The following is a 15,778-nucleotide window of genomic DNA, read 5'->3' on the forward strand; positions in this document are numbered from 1 at the left end:
GTAGCGTTTGTTATTTTTTCTAATGGCATTTTACAAACAGGCGCAAGAAGTGCAACAAGCTTGTTGTAGCGTGTTGTTTTGAGAAACCAGGGATCATTAATCACGAAATATTTGCTACTGATTTCGACCGGAAAATTGTCTTTTATATATTGAATGAGCTTCTAGCTAAATTGACCATTTGCACCATGCCTATCTATATAGAGATAAATGGATTTCGGTACTGTCTCCTCAATATTCCTTTACTGATCACTTGAATTATCCAACAAGCATCCATATACTTAGCACTCGCCGGGCGAGAGTGCTAACAACTTTTCCCGTACGACCAACTTTCTAGTGCGGCATGTATGCACTGTAAAGCTAGCTTTGCAGCTTGATGCCGCAAATCACCATAACCTATTGAAAACTAAGGAGTTTGTATGAACCTTCGTCCTTTGCACGATCGCGTCATCGTCAAGCGCCTCGACCAGGAAACAAAAACTGCGTCTGGCCTCATCATTCCTGAAGCAGCAGCTGAAAAGCCTGATCAAGGTGAAATTCTGGCAATCGGCAACGGCAAAATCCTCGAAGACGGCAAAGTACGCCCACTCGACGTTAAGGTCGGCGACCGCGTTTTGTTCGGCAAATATGCTGGCCAAACCGTCAAAGTTGATGGCAACGAAGTTCTCGTGATGCGCGAAGAAGACATCATGGCAATCGTACAAAAGTGATCCTGTTTCTCGAGCGTGGCGGCCGTGCCGCAGAGCTCGAAACGGTTTCATTCCTAGTCGGAATTCAGTGATTCAGTCACTCAACGAATAATCAGGAGCAATCAACATGGCAGCTAAAGAAGTAATTTTCGGCGACGCAGCCCGTGCCAAGATGGTCGAAGGCGTTAACGTTCTGGCCAACGCAGTTAAAGTAACCCTGGGCCCTAAAGGCCGTAACGTGGTTCTGGAACGTTCGTTCGGCGCACCTACCGTCACCAAGGACGGTGTTTCGGTCGCTAAAGAAATCGAACTGAAAGACAAATTGCAAAACATGGGCGCACAGCTCGTGAAAGAAGTGGCTTCCCGCACCAGCGACAACGCAGGCGACGGCACCACCACTGCAACCGTATTGGCACAAGCGATCGTTCGCGAAGGCATGAAATACGTTGCAGCCGGCATGAACCCAATGGATCTGAAACGCGGTATCGACAAAGCTGTTGCAGCAACTGTCGAACAACTGGCAGCCATTGCTAAGCCATGCACCACCACCAAAGAAATCGCTCAAGTTGGTTCGATCTCCGCTAACAGCGATGCATCGATCGGCGAGCGCATCGCTGAAGCGATGGAAAAAGTCGGCAAGGAAGGCGTCATCACTGTTGAAGACGGCAAATCCCTGAACGACGAACTCGACATCGTTGAAGGTATGCAGTTCGACCGTGGCTACCTGTCGCCATACTTCATCAACAACCCAGAAAAGCAAACCGCTATCCTGGACAATCCGTTCATCCTGTTGTGCGACAAGAAAATCTCCAACATCCGTGACCTGCTCCCGGTATTGGAACAAGTTGCTAAAGCTGGCCGTCCACTGCTGATCATCGCAGAAGACATCGAAGGCGAAGCACTGGCAACCCTGGTTGTGAACAACATCCGCGGCATCCTGAAAACCTGCGCAGTGAAAGCTCCAGGCTTCGGCGATCGTCGTAAAGCAATGCTGGAAGATATCGCTATCTTGTCCGGCGGCCAGGTTGTTGCTGAAGAAGTCGGCCTGACTTTGGAAAAAATCACTCTGGAAGAATTGGGCCAGGCTAAACGTATCGAAATCGGCAAAGAAAACACCACGCTGATCGACGGTAACGGCCAAGCTATCAACATCGAAGCACGCGTTAAACAAATCCGCGCGCAAATCGAAGAAGCAACTTCGGACTACGACCGTGAAAAACTGCAAGAACGCGTTGCCAAACTGGCAGGCGGCGTTGCAGTGATCAAAGTCGGTGCTGCTACCGAAGTTGAAATGAAAGAGAAAAAAGCACGCGTTGAAGATGCTCTGCATGCAACCCGCGCTGCTGTTGAAGAAGGTATCGTTCCTGGCGGTGGCGTTGCCCTGCTGCGCGCACGTGCTGCAATCAGCATCAAAGGCGACAACTCGGATCAAGACGCTGGTATCCGTATCGTTCTGCGTGCAATGGAAGAACCGCTGCGCATGATCGTACAAAACGCCGGTGAAGAAGCTTCGGTTGTTGTTGCTAAAGTATTGGAAGGCAAAGGTAACTTCGGTTACAACGCTGCCAACGGTACCTACGGCGACATGGTTGAAATGGGCGTGCTGGATCCAGCTAAAGTGACCCGTTCGGCATTGCAAAATGCTGCTTCGATCGCTGCCCTGTTGTTGACCACCGATTGCATGGTTGCTGAAGTTGTCGAAGACAAACCAGCAGGCGGCATGGGTGATATGGGCGGTATGGGCGGCATGGGTGGTATGGGCGGCATGATGTAATTGCCGACCTGCTTTCGGTATCGTGCTGCACGATGCCGAAGCACCATGCGTTTATCTGCACATCAAAAAGCCCGCAAGGTTTATGCCTTGCGGGCTTTTTGTTTGTACTGCTATGTTTGCGCTTACTCTTCTTCATCCACTTCATCTTCCACATCGCTCAACGATGGCGGTGGTTTATAGCTGGCGAGCAAGGCTATACGGCTCTCCGGAGTCTCCAGGCTGACGCGACCAATTGCGCCGACGCGGTAATCCTGCAGGAAAGTGTGCGCCGCTTTCTCCAGATCCAGCTCCCCACCCTTGATACGGAAACCACGACGCAAGGCCACACCTTCAATCACGCTGACGCCGTCCATACCTTCGGTCGGAAAACCGTAACGAGCTGTCAACAACTGTGGATAGTGCATCAGGATTACATCGGCGAGGAAAGTCGCCACTTCTTCTTCAATCAAGGCATTGCTACCGATCGCATGGCTGGCTGCCAGCATCAGGCCATCGCTAGGATGCTCGATCTTCGGCCACATCATGCCCGGGGTATCGGTCAGCACCATATTGTTGCCGAGATACAGGCGCTGCTGCGTCTTGGTCACCGCCGGTTCGTCGCCGACCTTGGCCACGCGCTTCTTCAGCAGTGCATTCATCAGCGTCGATTTACCGACGTTAGGGATGCCCATGATCATGATACGCAAAGGCTTGAGCGGCGTGCCACGATGCGGCGCAATCTTCAGACACAGGCTGGGAATCTTGGCCACGTCGGACGGCTTCTTGCAGCTGAGAGCGACCGCGTGCACATTCTTTTGGTTGTTATAAAAATCCAGCCATTTCTTGGTCGCGACCGGATCGGCCAGGTCGCTCTTGTTCAATATCTTTAAGCAAGGACGCTGGCGGAAGGTGCGCAGCTCTTCGATCATCGGATTACGGCTGGCCTGCGGTACGCGCGCGTCCAGCACCTCGATGATCATGTCGGTCTTTTCCATGGCTTCCGCCGCCTTCTTGCGGGCGGCGTTCATGTGACCTGGGTACCATTGTATGGACATGCGTGACTTTATCTGAGGGAAGCAAGCCGCTATTTTACCTGCTCACAGCCCCCTCAACGGCTGGGCAGACCGGGTTTCGTCATATTCCACGCATTAAATGGGTGAAATTGTCATACGCGCGTCATATCCGGCATGCACACTGGCATCCGCTAGCGCTAACGGGGACCGGCGCAAATAAAGGCCCCGACCAATTCCCGAGTAATGTTGCCAGCCCTATCCGACCTTGCAAGAAACGCACCTCTCGTGCACCTTCTTGGCCCGTCAGCCGACTTATTGCGCGGCCTGACCTGCCACGTGAAGAAATCACCTCACATCCAGCCCCCCCCCTATAAATGATGACAGGCGTTACTGGTTTCAGCTATGGCTCGGATCCATCCGGTCTGATTTGGGGTTTCCGCTTCAAGCCAGGCGTGACAGCGAGCCGTATCAACTCGGTCCAAGCCGCTGAATGGCTGCTGGGTGTACAAGAGCACGATCCGGCCGAATTCATCTGGCTGCACTTCAACCTGAGCAATACCGCCAGCGAAAAGTGGATGCATGAGCATGCGCAAGTCGCCGATGAGTTCAACGAAGCTTTGCATGATGGTTCACGCTCAACCCGGATTGAGCAGGCCGACAACACCCTGATTGCAGTCGTCAATGATGTGCTGCACAGCTTCTCTTTTGAATCAGCCGATATCGCGACCTTGTGGCTGAACGTCACGCAGAATGTCGTCATCAGTGCCCGCCGCACGCCATTGAAATCTATCGAACGCCTGCGCCAGGCAGTCGAACACGGCGACCAGATACAGTCCTCGGTCGAATTGCTGGTGCATCTGCTGCGCGATCAGGCTGATGTGCTGGTCAAGATCGTGCGCGATGCCGTCGCACGGGTCGACAAAGTAGAAGACACCCTGCTCTCCGGCAGAGTGAATAAACAACGCACCGACCTCGGCGCATTGCGCCGTATCCTGGTACGCCTGCAACGCTTGCTGGCACCGGAACCGGCCGCCCTGTTCCGCTTGCTGCAAAAGCCACCAACCTGGGTCGCCGAACTGGCAGCACAAGAGTTACGCCAATCTACCGAGGAATTTACTGTGGTCCTGAGCGATATGAGTTCGCTACAGGAACGCATCAAATTGCTGCAGGAAGAAATCGCAGCCCAGGTCAACGAAGAAAACAACCGCAGCCTTTACGTATTGACCATCGTGACCGTGCTGGCGCTGCCTATCAATATCATTACCGGCTTGCTCGGCATGAACGTAGGCGGCATCCCCTTTGCCGAGCACAGCTATGGCTTCTGGATAGTGGCTGGCATAGTCCCCACCTGTACCGCCATCGTCGGCTGGCTGGTGATACGCAAACAGAAGCAGGATTAACGACTGTCACATCTTGCGCGTCACATCTTGTGCATAAACGAACATTCGTTCAATTTCCAGGTGCTTTCAGTGCTAACTATGCTCGCGTCAAAGCAAGTGATTTCGCATAGAATCTGAAACTCGCCCTCACCGCGTCGCTATGGCGCTCATTAACGACGGAAAATCGAATGTTCGCAAAAGTGCATGCAGTCGCCAGGCAAGTAGGCGAAATTGTGGTCGGCAAGGATGTGCAGATACGCCAGGCGCTGGTCTGTCTGCTGGCTGGCGGTCATCTACTCATAGAAGACTTACCCGGCGTAGGTAAGACCACATTAGCGCATGCATTGGCGATCTCGCTTGGCCTGCAATTCAACCGACAGCAATTCACCAGCGACCTGTTGCCAGCCGATGTGGTTGGTATTTCTATCTTCGATAGAGAGAAAAACGGTTTTGTATTCCACCCCGGTCCTATCTTTACGCAAGTCTTGCTGGCCGATGAAATCAATCGTGCGACGCCGAAAGCGCAGTCTGCATTGCTGGAAGCGATGGAAGAACGGCAAGTCACTTCCGACGGCCTGACTCGCGCATTACCGGAACCGTTCTTTGTCATCGCCACCCAAAATCCTACACACCAGCTCGGCACCTTCCCCTTGCCGGAATCGCAGCTTGATCGCTTCCTGATGTGTTTGTCACTCGGCTATCCGGATGCTGCATCGGAACGCGCCTTGCTGATGGGCGAAGACAGACGCACCTTATTGAAATCACTACCGATGGCGATGCAAGCCAGCGACTTGCTGGCGGCACAAGCCGAACTGAAGAACATCCACGTCTCTACCGCACTCATAGACTACATCCAGGCGCTGGCCGCAGCATCGCGCCAGAACGGCATGTTTGCCGAAGGCCTGAGTCCGCGCGCAACGATCGCATTGTTACAGGCAGCGCGTGCCTGGGCCGCACTCGAAGGACGCAATCATGTGATTCCGGAAGATGTGCAAGCAGTGCTGGTGCCCGTCACTGCACACCGCCTGCGTCCGCTCAAAACTGGCAGCGCCAGCGCGCTCGCCAGTCGCGACCTGGTATTGCAATTAATGAGGTCGGTCAGCGTCTGAAGCGGGATCACTGCGTGCGCCTCATCCCTATACAGCTGCAAACGATGTTCAAGCCATGGACAGGAAAATACCTGTTCAGACTAAGTACGGCCGAAACAGGGACAGTGTTCCTGAAACAGCGCCGCATCTTCATCATGCCGACCCGCGCCGGGCTAATCTTCGGCCTGATGCTGGTCGTACTCTTCGTATGCTCGATCAACTACAACCTGAGCCTGGGCTTCGCGCTGACTTTTTTGCTCGCCAGTTGCGCCATCGTCGGCATGCACCTGACCTTTCGCAACCTCGCCTATTTGCATCTGTCACCCGGACGCACAACGCCGGTCTACGCCGGAGAAGTCGCGCAATTCAGTCTGCACCTGGATAATCGCCGCTCCTATGAGCGCTACGCGATACGATTGGCATTCATAGCCGATGGCAATGTCGGTATTCCACACGTCGCCGACATCCCGTCGCAAGCGGGCAATGATGTGACCCTCAGCACACCAGCAACAGAACGCGGCTGGCTGGCGGCACCACGCATACGCCTGCAAACAACCTTTCCGCTCGGCTTGCTGCAGGCATGGGCTTACTGGCAACCAGCCATGCAGGTGCTGGTTTATCCGCGCCCGGAAACAGACAGCCCACCCTTGCCATTAAATGCAGGAACCCAGACAGATGGTCGCGGCAGTGCCGGGCATGATGATTTCGCTGGGATACGCGCATATCAGACTGGCGACTCCATACGCCAACTGGCATGGCGGCAGATTGCACGCAGCAACGGTGGCGCACTTGTCAGCAAACAGTTTGAAGGCGGCGCAGCCAGTGAACTCACGCTCGACTACAAGCAGCTGCCATTGACTATGGATGTGGAACACAGGCTGGCGCGCATGACGAGCTGGGTACTCATGGCGGAAGCGCAAGGCTTGCCGTATGCATTCCGCCTCGCTCACATCTACCTGCCACCGTCCATCGGCCCGGCGCATCAGGCCGCCTGCCTGCAGGCACTCGCCTTGTACGAGCGTGCGCCATGAAGCTGCTCGCCCAAATGCTGCGCCCCATGTCACGTGACAAGGCCAATACCCTGCTCCTGCTATGCGCATGCGCACTGGTACTGGCACCCAATGTCGCGAACCTCCCGCCATGGATAGTCGCCACCTGCAGTGTGATGCTGCTGTGGCGCGGCTGGATCACCTTCCGTGGCAATCGCATGCCATCGCGCTGGCTGCTGTTGCCGCTCGCCTTGCTGACCATGGGCGGTGTATATCTGACCTTCAGGACATTTGTCGGCAGTGAAGCTGGTGTGGCCGTCCTGACCTTGCTGCTGACATTCAAGCTACTGGAGATGCACGCCAGCCGCGATCTGTTTGCAGTTGTCTTCCTCAGCTTCTTTTTACTGTTGACGAATTTTTTCAACTCGCAATCACTGGCCATCGCAGCACTGAGCATCATCACCATCATCGTGATGCTGGCGGCGCAGCTATCGTTTCAGTACACCGATGCGATACCGTCCTTGCGCAAACGCCTGCAGCTCGCGAGCAAGATCCTGTTGCTGGCCGTGCCGCTGACAGTCGTACTCTTCATCCTGTTCCCGCGCATACAGGGACCGCTGTGGGGCATGCCTAACGATAGCAGGACTGCGCGCAGCGGCCTGTCCAGCAGCATGAGTCCGGGTAATATCGCCAAGCTGGCCTTGTCTGGCGAAGTCGCCTTCAGGGTTAAATTTACCGACACTGTTCCACCCAGCCATCAGCTGTACTGGCGCGGCATCGTGCTGGATCAGTACGATGGCCGTACCTGGACCAAAGCAGCAGCCAGCCGCAGAAACAATCAGACTCCTCTGCAAACCCATGGCAATCCGGTGCACTATCAGGTCACGCAGGAAGCCAGCTCGGAACCATGGCTGTTCGCGCTTGAATTGCCGACTTCCATGCCGCAACTGGCTGGAAAATTCGTTGCCAATACGTCTTCGTACGAATTGCGCACGGCACGCCCCATCACTGAACGCATACGTTACGACGTCACTTCGCACCTGGCTTTTGATTTCCTGCCGCAAGCAGATGCGAATGTATTGAAGCAATGGCTGGCTTTGCCACCGGACTACAACCCACGCACGCTGGCGCTGGCAGCACAGATCCGGCGCGAATCTATCGACGATCAGGCTGCCATCGATCGCGTTCTGCAACTGTTCCGTAGCGATCCCTTCCGCTACACGCTGGAACCGCCACTGCTGGGCGTCAATAGCGTCGATGACTTTTTATTTTCTACGCGCGCAGGTTTTTGTGAACATTATGCGAGTGCCCTGGTCGTACTGATGCGTGCGATGGGCATACCCGCTCGTGTAGTGACAGGTTATCAAGGCGGACAAATCAATCCGGTTGATGGCTATATGATCGTGCGGCAATCCGATGCGCATGCATGGACTGAGGTCTGGCTGGCAGAGCGTGGCTGGGTACGCGTCGACCCGACTGCCGTGATCGCGCCGGAGCGTATCTCGCGCGATACAGCCACGACGGATGCAGGTGAACCGGTGCTGGACGGCTTGCTCAATACGAATAGTAATCCGGCATCATGGTTGCGCAGCATGCGCTTTCAATGGGAAGCCATTAACAACGGTTGGAACCAATGGGTGTTGAACTACACGCCGGATGAGCAAAAGAATTTGCTACGTTCACTCGGCTTCGGTAACATCGACTGGCAAACACTGGTCTTGTTGCTACTGCTTGCGGGGGCCACGGTGATGGCCGCACTAGCCGCCCTGCTGCTGGGTGTGCGTCGCAAAGGCGATCCGCTGACAGCTACGTATGCGCAGTTTGGCAAACTGATGGCACGCCATGGTTATCCGCGCCAGGCACATGAAGGACCGCGCTCATATGCACTACGATTGCTGGCTGCTGATACTGCGCTGACCGATAAGCGCAAACATGCCGCCGGGAAATTTATGACTCTTTATGAACAAGTTCGTTATGGTCGCGCTGAAGATTTATCGCCATCCGACGCACTTGCCACACTCAAATCATTGCTGACTCAAATTCGATGACATTTCCACTGCTCTCCAGACAAGCTATTCCACTAATCGCTCTCTCTTCCATCCTCGCCTTGAGTGGCTGTGCTTCCGCTGGTGAAACCGGTAAGAAGCCGGCGACCGCAAACAAGACCACAGCCAAGGCCAAAAAAGCCGTCAAGCCAGTACAAGGTGATGAATTCGCAAATTTCTCGCAATGGAGTGATGTCTCCAGCTTCATCGACCAGATGGTGGAAAAAAATGGCTTCAATAAGAAGCAGTTGCAAGCCACACTGAACCAAACCCACTACGTCGATAGCGCGATCCAGTTAATGAAACCGGCTCCACCAGGCAAGCCGAAGAACTGGGCGGCTTACCGGGCACGCTTTGTTGAGCCTGTGCGCATCAACGGCGGCGTCGCCTTCTGGAATCAATATGCTGGTGAATTGGCACGCGCTGAAGCCAAGTATGGCGTACCTGCGGAAATCATCGTCGCCATCCTGGGCGTCGAAACTGTATACGGCCGTAACACCGGCAACTTCCGCGTGATGGATGCCATCACGACGCTGGCCTTCGCTTATCCGGAGACACCGAATCGCACGGCACGCATGAACTATTTCCGCGGCGAACTGGAAAACACCCTGTTGTTTGCCCGCGATGAACAGATCGATCCATTCTCACTGCTTGGTTCCTACGCGGGTGCGATAGGCTGGCCGCAATTCATGCCGGGCAGCATACGTAAATTCGCGGTCGACTTCGATGGCAATGGTCATATCGATCTGCGCAACTCACCAGTCGACGCCATAGGCAGCGTTGCCAATTTCCTGGTGCAACATGGCTGGCGTAGCGGACAACCCATCGTGTTTCCAGCTAAGGTGGACATGACGGAAAACTGGCAGCGCTTTATCAATCAGGGACTAAGCGCGAAATTCACATTGCAGGAAATGAAGGAAGCAGGCGTGACGCCGCTGGTCGAACCACCTGCCGATATGCTGTTCGGCCTGGTCGATCTGCAGAATGGCGCTGATGCCAGTGAGTACTGGCTGGGGGCGGATAACTTCTTTGCGATCACACAATACAATCGCAGCTTCTTCTATGCAATGTCGGTAGTAGACCTGAGCCGCGCTGTGCGCGCTGCGCGCAATTTCTAATTGCATGTGGTGACCGCCAGACGGCGGTCACGCTCAGCGCGCTGCGTCCGCAGGCGCTTTCAACTGGACGAGATCGATCTGTATCGACTCGCCTTCACCGTTAATCCAGACCTGACCGTCCTGTATCGTGCATTGCAATTGCATATTGCGTTGCGCGAGTTTGGCCAGCGCCTGACTGGTCGCTGCCGGCAGATTAAACACGCTCAGGTTCTTCGCCCTATCCACCTTGCTGGCAATCTGGTTCCACCAGATATTGCTCATGCTGCTATAGCTGTAAATCATCACTTGGTTCGAGCGGCCGCATGCTTTCATGATGCGCTTCTCATCCGGCTGACCGACATCTATCCACAGTTCGATCGCACCGGTTAAATCCTTTTGCCACAGATCAGGCTCATCATCCGTGCTCAAACCCTTGCCAAAGGACAGCGCCTCATGCGCGTGCAACACAAAGGCCAGGATCCTGACCATCATGCGCTCATCGGTCTCGGACGGATGGCGCGCTATCGTCAGTGCATGGCCGTCGTAATACTGCCGGTCCATATCGGCGATTTGCAGGTCAGCTTTGAAAATGGTGGATTTAAGAGCCATGAAATTCTACTTTGATGAAAATGTCGCGCGTATGCGCACAACGGAACGGTGGCAAGAATAGCCGATCCGGCCCCACTCTGCGATCAATTTATATACGCCGCATGCGCGTACGCATTTCGAGATCGTTCAGAGCCGATTACGGCAAACGTTTAAAATAGCGATCGATCAACAGGATGGCTTGCATGCACACACCTACTCCCCCGGCAGCACACGATGAAGTCATCGCCCTTACCCAAGCCTGGCTGGAGAAAGCCGTTATCGGCCTGAATCTCTGCCCCTTCGCCAAAGCGGTCTACGTCAAACAGCAAATCCGCTATGTCGTCAGCACTGCGCGCAACACCGATGCCTTATATGAAGAACTCAGTGCAGAGTTGCAGCATTTGCATCAGAGCGATCCAGCCGATATTGATACCACCTTGCTAATCCTGCCGGAGCTCCTGGCCGACTTCCTGGATTACAACGACTTCCTCGATGTTGCAGATGAAGCAATTGAAGATTTGGAATTGGATGGAGAAATCCAGATTGCCAGTTTCCACCCTGACTATCAATTTGCAGACAGCAAAGCAGACGATATAGAAAACTACACGAATCGTTCACCATATCCAATCTTGCATCTCTTACGCGAAGCGAGCATAGAGCGCGCAGTCGAAGCTTTCCCCGAAGCGGAGGAAATTTACGAAAAGAATATGGAAACGTTACGGAAATTGGGACTGGAAGGATGGATGAATTTACAATTGTTAGCACCCGGGCATAAGCGCAAATAATGACATACAAGTATTATTTAAGCATCGTTTAAGCGCGCACATTGCCATGCGGCATCATTCCTTAAAACAACAACAAGCATTGATTTTTAAGGTTTTTTTGTGAAAAATCACAGAAAAGAATAAAATTTCAATAACGCTACTTTTCTCAAAAAGAAAAGATTGTTTGAAGGAACTCTTGACCAATTGTGAGGCCAAAAGAACACTGAGTTGTAATTGCTTTTTTGAAATTCCTTGCTATATTGATTGCATATAGTTAATTTTTTCATATATGTCGTAATACCCTGAAAAAATCATCACCATTTGCAACTTTACTAATATGACAAGACTCCAATATCAGTAGCCGACGAAATTGCAAGGTGCCTTGCATTTCACCGATCCCTCGTTTGACACTTTGAAATCGAAGATATTATGACTACTCCAGATAGCCAAATCACAAGTAACCGACTTGCAGATCAAGTTGCGTACGACCCCAATCATTTGTTGGATTCCCTGATTGAAAGACTGCATCTTAAAAATGATGCAGCTCTGTCGCGCGCACTGGAAGTTGCCCCACCAGTTATCAGCAAAATCCGCCATCGCCGTCTGCCGGTAGGTGCATCCCTGCTGATTCGCATGCACGAAGTAAGTGATTTGAGTATTCGTGACCTGCGTATCCTGATGGGTGACCGTCGCGATAAATTCCGTATCAGCGACAAGCAATTCAAACCAAAAGAAGGCGGCGTCGTAGCAAGCGAGCCGCAAGAGTAATGAAAGTTACCCGCAGAGTATTCTCGGCTTAGGCCGGGAATACGCCTGTCGACAAGTAACGATCCCCCCTGTCGCAGACGATAAAGACTACCGTCGCGTTTTCTACCGTCTGAGAAATCCTGAGCGCAACTTCACATGCGCCCGCTGCTGAAATCCCGCAGAAAATCCCCTCTTCTATAGCTAAACGACGAGCCATTTGCTCGGCCACAGCCTGGCTGACGTATTCAAGCTGGTCGACTTTGCTGGCGTCATAAATCTTGGGCAGATAGGCTTCCGGCCATTTGCGGATACCAGGAATTTGCGAACCTTCATCCGGCTGCACACCGATGATTTTGATGTCCGGATTCTGTTGTTTCAGGTATTCCGACACGCCAATAATGGTGCCGGTCGTACCCATCGCGCTGACAAAGTGCGTGATCTTGCCGCCGGTATCGCGCCAGATTTCCGGGCCAGTCGTTTCGTAGTGTGCACGCGGATTGTCCGGATTGGCGAACTGATCGAGGATCAAACCTTCGCCGTTCTTTTGCATTTGTTCTGCCAGGTCACGCGCATACTCCATGCCACCGGTTTTCGGCGTCAGGACAATACGCGCACCGTATGCTGCCATCGCCTGTCTGCGCTCTTCGCTCAGATTCTCCGGCATCAGCAAGACCATCTTGTAGCCACGCATCGCTGCCACCATCGCCAGCGCAATCCCGGTGTTGCCACTGGTCGCCTCGATCAGGGTGTCGCCTGGCTTGATCACGCCGCGCTCTTCCGCGTGCAGGATCATGGAAAGCGCTGGACGGTCTTTCACAGAACCGGCCGGATTATTGCCTTCCAGCTTGCCGAGGATGACGTTGTTGCGACGTACTGCTTCTTCACCGCCCAGTCGTTTAAGTTGTACCAGTGGGGTATTGCCGATGGTGTCTTCGATGGTCAAATATTGCATAGTGAGTGCTTATATGGTGTATCCGGGAAAACGCCATTTTAATCGCAGATGCCTTTGCGCGTACGAACTCGATTAAAACCATGCGGACAGCAAAAAGCCCCATCCGCTGACGTGGACGGGGCTTTCTTGAAGATACGCAAATACCTGGCGCTTACTTCCCTGACTTGGCCTTCGCTGCCCCCTTCTTTTCTGCCGGTTTGTTTACAGCTGATTTCCCGGCACCATTTACCGTCAGCCCGGCTTGCGAGAGCTTTTCAGCACTCTTTTCACCTACGCCTTTGACGCGCTTCTGCAAATCATCCCAGTCCTTGAAACTCCCGCCTTTCTTACGCTCTTCGAGTATGGCCTTGGAGGTAGCCGGGCCTATGCCCTTAATGCCGTCCAGTGCCGCCTGATCCGCTTTATTGACATCAACTTGTGCCCACGCAAAGCTCATCGAGAAAAATGCAGCTACGAGTGTAAAAAACACTTTTTTCAACATTTGAATCTCCTGGTCAGTTTATAAAAATGCACAGAGATAACGACGTCAGACAGCTATATTTATCGCTAGCCCAGCGCCGAATGTAGAAAAAACAAGCAGGGATTTGAATCGGACATCTCCCAAAGGAAATACATCAAGGGAGAGAAAAGTGAGTACCGGCTAACCTACGTGCATTTAAATACACATAAAGCAGCTTAGCCGGGGGGTTGCAGACTACTTAATTCATGACATTCAATTCTTCGGTGCGGCGTGGCGGGTAGCTTTCCCACTTGCTGCAACCTGGGCATTGCCAGTAATACTGACGTGCCTTGAAACCGCAATGGCTGCATTGGTAACGTGCAAGTTTTTGCGTGTAACCATGCACCAGGTTCTTGACCAGCGACAGTTCCGAACGCATTTCCGGCGGCGCTTCCATCAGACGCGCTTCCAGCAGCTTATCCAGCCCCAGCAAAGTCGGGGTACGACGCAGTTCGTCACTGACCATTTGATTCGCTGCGTCTACACCTTCCAGTTCCAGCACGGCCTTGAACACGACTTCCAGCAAATCTATCGACGATGCCTCCGCCAGATAGAACTTCAACAGGTTCACGCCTTCCTGCGCCCGTCCGACTGCACGATAGCCATCCATCAAACGCTGCGCCACCAATGCCACGTGCGGCACGCTTTGATGCTCAACCCGGCGCCAGGTCAGCAATGCAGATTCGGTATCGCCTTGCGCCAGTTGCGCATCGCCCAGCAGGATGGTGGCTCGCACGCTGGTACGATCTGCCGCCAATGCTTTTTCCAGCAAACTGATCGCGGTCTCAGGATGGGTATGCACCAATTCATCCTGCGCCAGCTCACAGTAAAACTGTGCGATTTCCTTCTGACGGCCACCGGCACCTGATTCCTGCAATGCATGGGCCGCTTCGATCGCGCGCTCCCATTCTTTTTCGCGCTGATAAATTTCCAGCAATGCACGCCTGGCTTGCGCACCGTACTGAGTGTCTATCAGTTGGTTAAAGGTTTCCTCTGCCCTGTCCAGCAAGCCAGCGTTCAGATAGTCCTGCCCCAGCTCGTATTGGGCGTGCACCTTGTGTTCCAGCGGTAAATCAGGACGCGCCAGCAAGTTCTGGTGCACACGTATTGCGCGCTCAGTCTCACCGCGACGACGGAACAGATTGCCGAGCGCAAAGTGCAGCTCAGCGGTTTCCGGATCCAGTTTGACGATTTCGATAAAGGCGTCGATCGCCTTATCGGGCTGTTCATTCAGCAGGAAATTCAAACCCTTGAAGTAGCCGCGCGGCAGGCTGCGCGATTCCGAAACCAATTGTTTGATATCCACGCGCGCAGCTATCCAGCCCAGGGTAAAAAAGGCCGGTATGGCAAGCAACCACCAAGTTTCAAATTCCATGCAATGTTGTGTCGTAGAGAGTAATCAAATGATGCAAGACGCACGACTCACAGATGAATCACAGCGTCCGGCTGTGGTGGCTGCGATTTCACCATAGCCTGTTCTTGTACTTCTTTTTGTATCGTTGCGATCGTCTTCTTGTGTTTCGCCAGTTCACGACGGTGACGGAACAGGGTCGGCGTCATCGCCAATACACCCAGAGCGGCACCACCGACAAAGAAACCCAGCAAGAGCAATACCAAAGGTCCGCGCATTTCATAACCGAGGAAGAACTGCAGCGAGATTTCCTGCGTATTCTTCATGGCGAAACCAAAGAACACGATGAAAAGCAGGACAGCAATAATTCTGAGCAGGATTTTCATGGCATTCGTTCCTTTATAAGCTGATCCGGGCTACTGCATGCCCTCAGTTTGGCACAGTAATAGATTAATGAAATTGTACGTGAAAAAAAACGGCATCCGAAGATGCCGTTCTTATTTCGTTACAAACAACTCAGTCTTCGATGATTGGTTGCCCAACCATCGCATCCACACGCTCACGCAACTGCTTGCCTGGCTTGAAGTGAGGAACCCGTTTTTCCGGGACCATCACCTTGTCACCCGACTTCGGGTTGCGACCGATACGCGGCGGGCGGCTATTGAGTGCAAAGCTGCCAAAACCACGTATCTCGATGCGTTGTCCGGTTGCCAGGGCATCGGACATTGCATCAAGAATGGTTTTGACCGCGTAATCCGCATCCTTAGCTACCAGTTGCGGATAACGCTCAGCCAAGCGAGCAATCAGCTCCGACTTTGTCATTGACG

At 53.3% G+C, this 15,778-nt stretch carries 16 protein-coding genes; 9 read left to right on the forward strand and 7 right to left on the reverse strand.

What is annotated here, in order from left to right; translation table 11 throughout:
• Window positions 1-416: 416 nt before the first annotated feature.
• Entirely contained in the window at window positions 417-707 is a 291-nt protein-coding gene (gene groES / locus IXC47_RS00785) for a co-chaperone GroES (protein ID WP_012080503.1), read from the forward strand.
• A 106-nt stretch (window positions 708-813) separates the two neighbouring features.
• On the forward strand, window positions 814-2,460 hold the full coding sequence (gene groL / locus IXC47_RS00790; protein ID WP_175625127.1) for a chaperonin GroEL: 1,647 nt from the start codon (window positions 814-816) through the stop codon (window positions 2,458-2,460).
• Window positions 2,461-2,582: 122 nt separating this feature from the next.
• On the opposite strand, the gene ylqF is transcribed toward groL, so the two are convergent.
• Window positions 2,583-3,494: a ribosome biogenesis GTPase YlqF gene (gene ylqF / locus IXC47_RS00795; RefSeq protein ID WP_195874422.1), complete on the reverse strand. Its 912-nt coding sequence runs from the start codon at window positions 3,492-3,494 to the stop codon at window positions 2,583-2,585.
• Between the two features lie 332 nt (window positions 3,495-3,826).
• Here ylqF and IXC47_RS00800 point away from each other — a divergent pair, with 332 nt between their 5' ends.
• The 5 genes from IXC47_RS00800 (at window position 3,827) to mltB (ending at window position 10,071) form a co-directional block, all read left to right on the forward strand.
• Entirely contained in the window at window positions 3,827-4,852 is a 1,026-nt protein-coding gene (locus tag IXC47_RS00800; protein ID WP_407651057.1) for a transporter, read from the forward strand.
• A gap of 167 nt (window positions 4,853-5,019) precedes the next feature.
• A complete protein-coding gene (locus IXC47_RS00805) occupies window positions 5,020-5,940 on the forward strand; it encodes an AAA family ATPase (protein WP_175625125.1) in 921 nt (306 codons plus the stop codon).
• 14 nt (window positions 5,941-5,954) lie between these two features.
• Window positions 5,955-6,950 carry a DUF58 domain-containing protein gene (locus IXC47_RS00810; protein ID WP_254873127.1) on the forward strand — a complete coding sequence of 332 codons (996 nt, stop codon included), beginning with the start codon at window positions 5,955-5,957 and terminating at the stop codon, window positions 6,948-6,950.
• Window positions 6,947-8,956, forward strand: a complete 2,010-nt coding sequence (locus IXC47_RS00815; protein ID WP_195874423.1) for a transglutaminase TgpA family protein — start codon at window positions 6,947-6,949, stop codon at window positions 8,954-8,956. Before IXC47_RS00810 ends, IXC47_RS00815 begins: the two co-directional genes overlap by 4 nt.
• Window positions 8,953-10,071: a lytic murein transglycosylase B gene (gene mltB / locus IXC47_RS00820; protein WP_175625123.1), complete on the forward strand. Its 1,119-nt coding sequence runs from the start codon at window positions 8,953-8,955 to the stop codon at window positions 10,069-10,071. Before IXC47_RS00815 ends, mltB begins: the two co-directional genes overlap by 4 nt.
• Before the next feature lie 33 nt (window positions 10,072-10,104).
• Here the strand turns inward: mltB and IXC47_RS00825 are convergent, their stop codons facing one another.
• Window positions 10,105-10,659, reverse strand: coding sequence for a YaeQ family protein (locus tag IXC47_RS00825; protein WP_195874424.1), 555 nt, complete (start codon window positions 10,657-10,659; stop codon window positions 10,105-10,107).
• Window positions 10,660-10,841: 182 nt separating this feature from the next.
• Between IXC47_RS00825 and IXC47_RS00830 the strand changes: the two genes are divergently transcribed.
• Both IXC47_RS00830 and IXC47_RS00835 read left to right on the forward strand, forming a co-directional pair.
• Window positions 10,842-11,423: a DUF1415 domain-containing protein gene (locus IXC47_RS00830; protein WP_195874425.1), complete on the forward strand. Its 582-nt coding sequence runs from the start codon at window positions 10,842-10,844 to the stop codon at window positions 11,421-11,423.
• 408 nt (window positions 11,424-11,831) lie between these two features.
• Window positions 11,832-12,170 carry a hypothetical protein gene (locus tag IXC47_RS00835; RefSeq protein ID WP_175625120.1) on the forward strand — a complete coding sequence of 113 codons (339 nt, stop codon included), beginning with the start codon at window positions 11,832-11,834 and terminating at the stop codon, window positions 12,168-12,170.
• 28 nt (window positions 12,171-12,198) lie between these two features.
• On the opposite strand, the gene cysM is transcribed toward IXC47_RS00835, so the two are convergent.
• The 5 genes from cysM to IXC47_RS00860 form a co-directional block, all read right to left on the reverse strand.
• Window positions 12,199-13,101 (reverse strand): cysteine synthase CysM, encoded by a 903-nt coding sequence (cysM, locus tag IXC47_RS00840; protein WP_175625119.1) that lies wholly within the window; start codon window positions 13,099-13,101, stop codon window positions 12,199-12,201.
• 151 nt (window positions 13,102-13,252) lie between these two features.
• Complete coding sequence (locus IXC47_RS00845) at window positions 13,253-13,582, reverse strand: ComEA family DNA-binding protein (RefSeq protein WP_195874426.1); 330 nt, start codon at window positions 13,580-13,582, stop codon at window positions 13,253-13,255.
• Between the two features lie 217 nt (window positions 13,583-13,799).
• Window positions 13,800-14,975, reverse strand: a complete 1,176-nt coding sequence (lapB, locus tag IXC47_RS00850) for a lipopolysaccharide assembly protein LapB (protein WP_175625117.1) — start codon at window positions 14,973-14,975, stop codon at window positions 13,800-13,802.
• Window positions 14,976-15,022: 47 nt separating this feature from the next.
• Entirely contained in the window at window positions 15,023-15,337 is a 315-nt protein-coding gene (locus IXC47_RS00855) for a LapA family protein (RefSeq protein ID WP_175625116.1), read from the reverse strand.
• Window positions 15,338-15,467: 130 nt separating this feature from the next.
• A complete protein-coding gene (locus IXC47_RS00860; RefSeq protein WP_011871954.1) occupies window positions 15,468-15,773 on the reverse strand; it encodes an integration host factor subunit beta in 306 nt (101 codons plus the stop codon).
• Window positions 15,774-15,778 lie beyond the last annotated feature (5 nt).

This window comes from Herminiimonas contaminans (assembly GCF_015645465.1).
GTDB classification, from domain to species: Bacteria; Pseudomonadota; Gammaproteobacteria; order Burkholderiales; family Burkholderiaceae_D; genus Oxalicibacterium; species Oxalicibacterium contaminans.

What these genes read in the sequence shown, in the direction of transcription:
- groES (WP_012080503.1), top strand. Translation starts at nt 417, where the DNA reads ATGAACCTTCGTCCTTTGCACGATCGCGTCATCGTCAAGCGCCTCGAC.
- groL (WP_175625127.1), top strand. Translation starts at nt 814, where the DNA reads ATGGCAGCTAAAGAAGTAATTTTCGGCGACGCAGCCCGTGCCAAGATG.
- ylqF (WP_195874422.1), bottom strand. Translation starts at nt 3,494, where the DNA reads ATGTCCATACAATGGTACCCAGGTCACATGAACGCCGCCCGCAAGAAG.
- IXC47_RS00800 (WP_407651057.1), top strand. Translation starts at nt 3,827, where the DNA reads ATGATGACAGGCGTTACTGGTTTCAGCTATGGCTCGGATCCATCCGGT.
- IXC47_RS00805 (WP_175625125.1), top strand. Translation starts at nt 5,020, where the DNA reads ATGTTCGCAAAAGTGCATGCAGTCGCCAGGCAAGTAGGCGAAATTGTG.
- IXC47_RS00815 (WP_195874423.1), top strand. Translation starts at nt 6,947, where the DNA reads ATGAAGCTGCTCGCCCAAATGCTGCGCCCCATGTCACGTGACAAGGCC.
- mltB (WP_175625123.1), top strand. Translation starts at nt 8,953, where the DNA reads ATGACATTTCCACTGCTCTCCAGACAAGCTATTCCACTAATCGCTCTC.
- IXC47_RS00825 (WP_195874424.1), bottom strand. Translation starts at nt 10,659, where the DNA reads ATGGCTCTTAAATCCACCATTTTCAAAGCTGACCTGCAAATCGCCGAT.
- IXC47_RS00830 (WP_195874425.1), top strand. Translation starts at nt 10,842, where the DNA reads ATGCACACACCTACTCCCCCGGCAGCACACGATGAAGTCATCGCCCTT.
- IXC47_RS00835 (WP_175625120.1), top strand. Translation starts at nt 11,832, where the DNA reads ATGACTACTCCAGATAGCCAAATCACAAGTAACCGACTTGCAGATCAA.
- cysM (WP_175625119.1), bottom strand. Translation starts at nt 13,101, where the DNA reads ATGCAATATTTGACCATCGAAGACACCATCGGCAATACCCCACTGGTA.
- IXC47_RS00845 (WP_195874426.1), bottom strand. Translation starts at nt 13,582, where the DNA reads ATGTTGAAAAAAGTGTTTTTTACACTCGTAGCTGCATTTTTCTCGATG.
- lapB (WP_175625117.1), bottom strand. Translation starts at nt 14,975, where the DNA reads ATGGAATTTGAAACTTGGTGGTTGCTTGCCATACCGGCCTTTTTTACC.
- IXC47_RS00855 (WP_175625116.1), bottom strand. Translation starts at nt 15,337, where the DNA reads ATGAAAATCCTGCTCAGAATTATTGCTGTCCTGCTTTTCATCGTGTTC.
- IXC47_RS00860 (WP_011871954.1), bottom strand. Translation starts at nt 15,773, where the DNA reads ATGACAAAGTCGGAGCTGATTGCTCGCTTGGCTGAGCGTTATCCGCAA.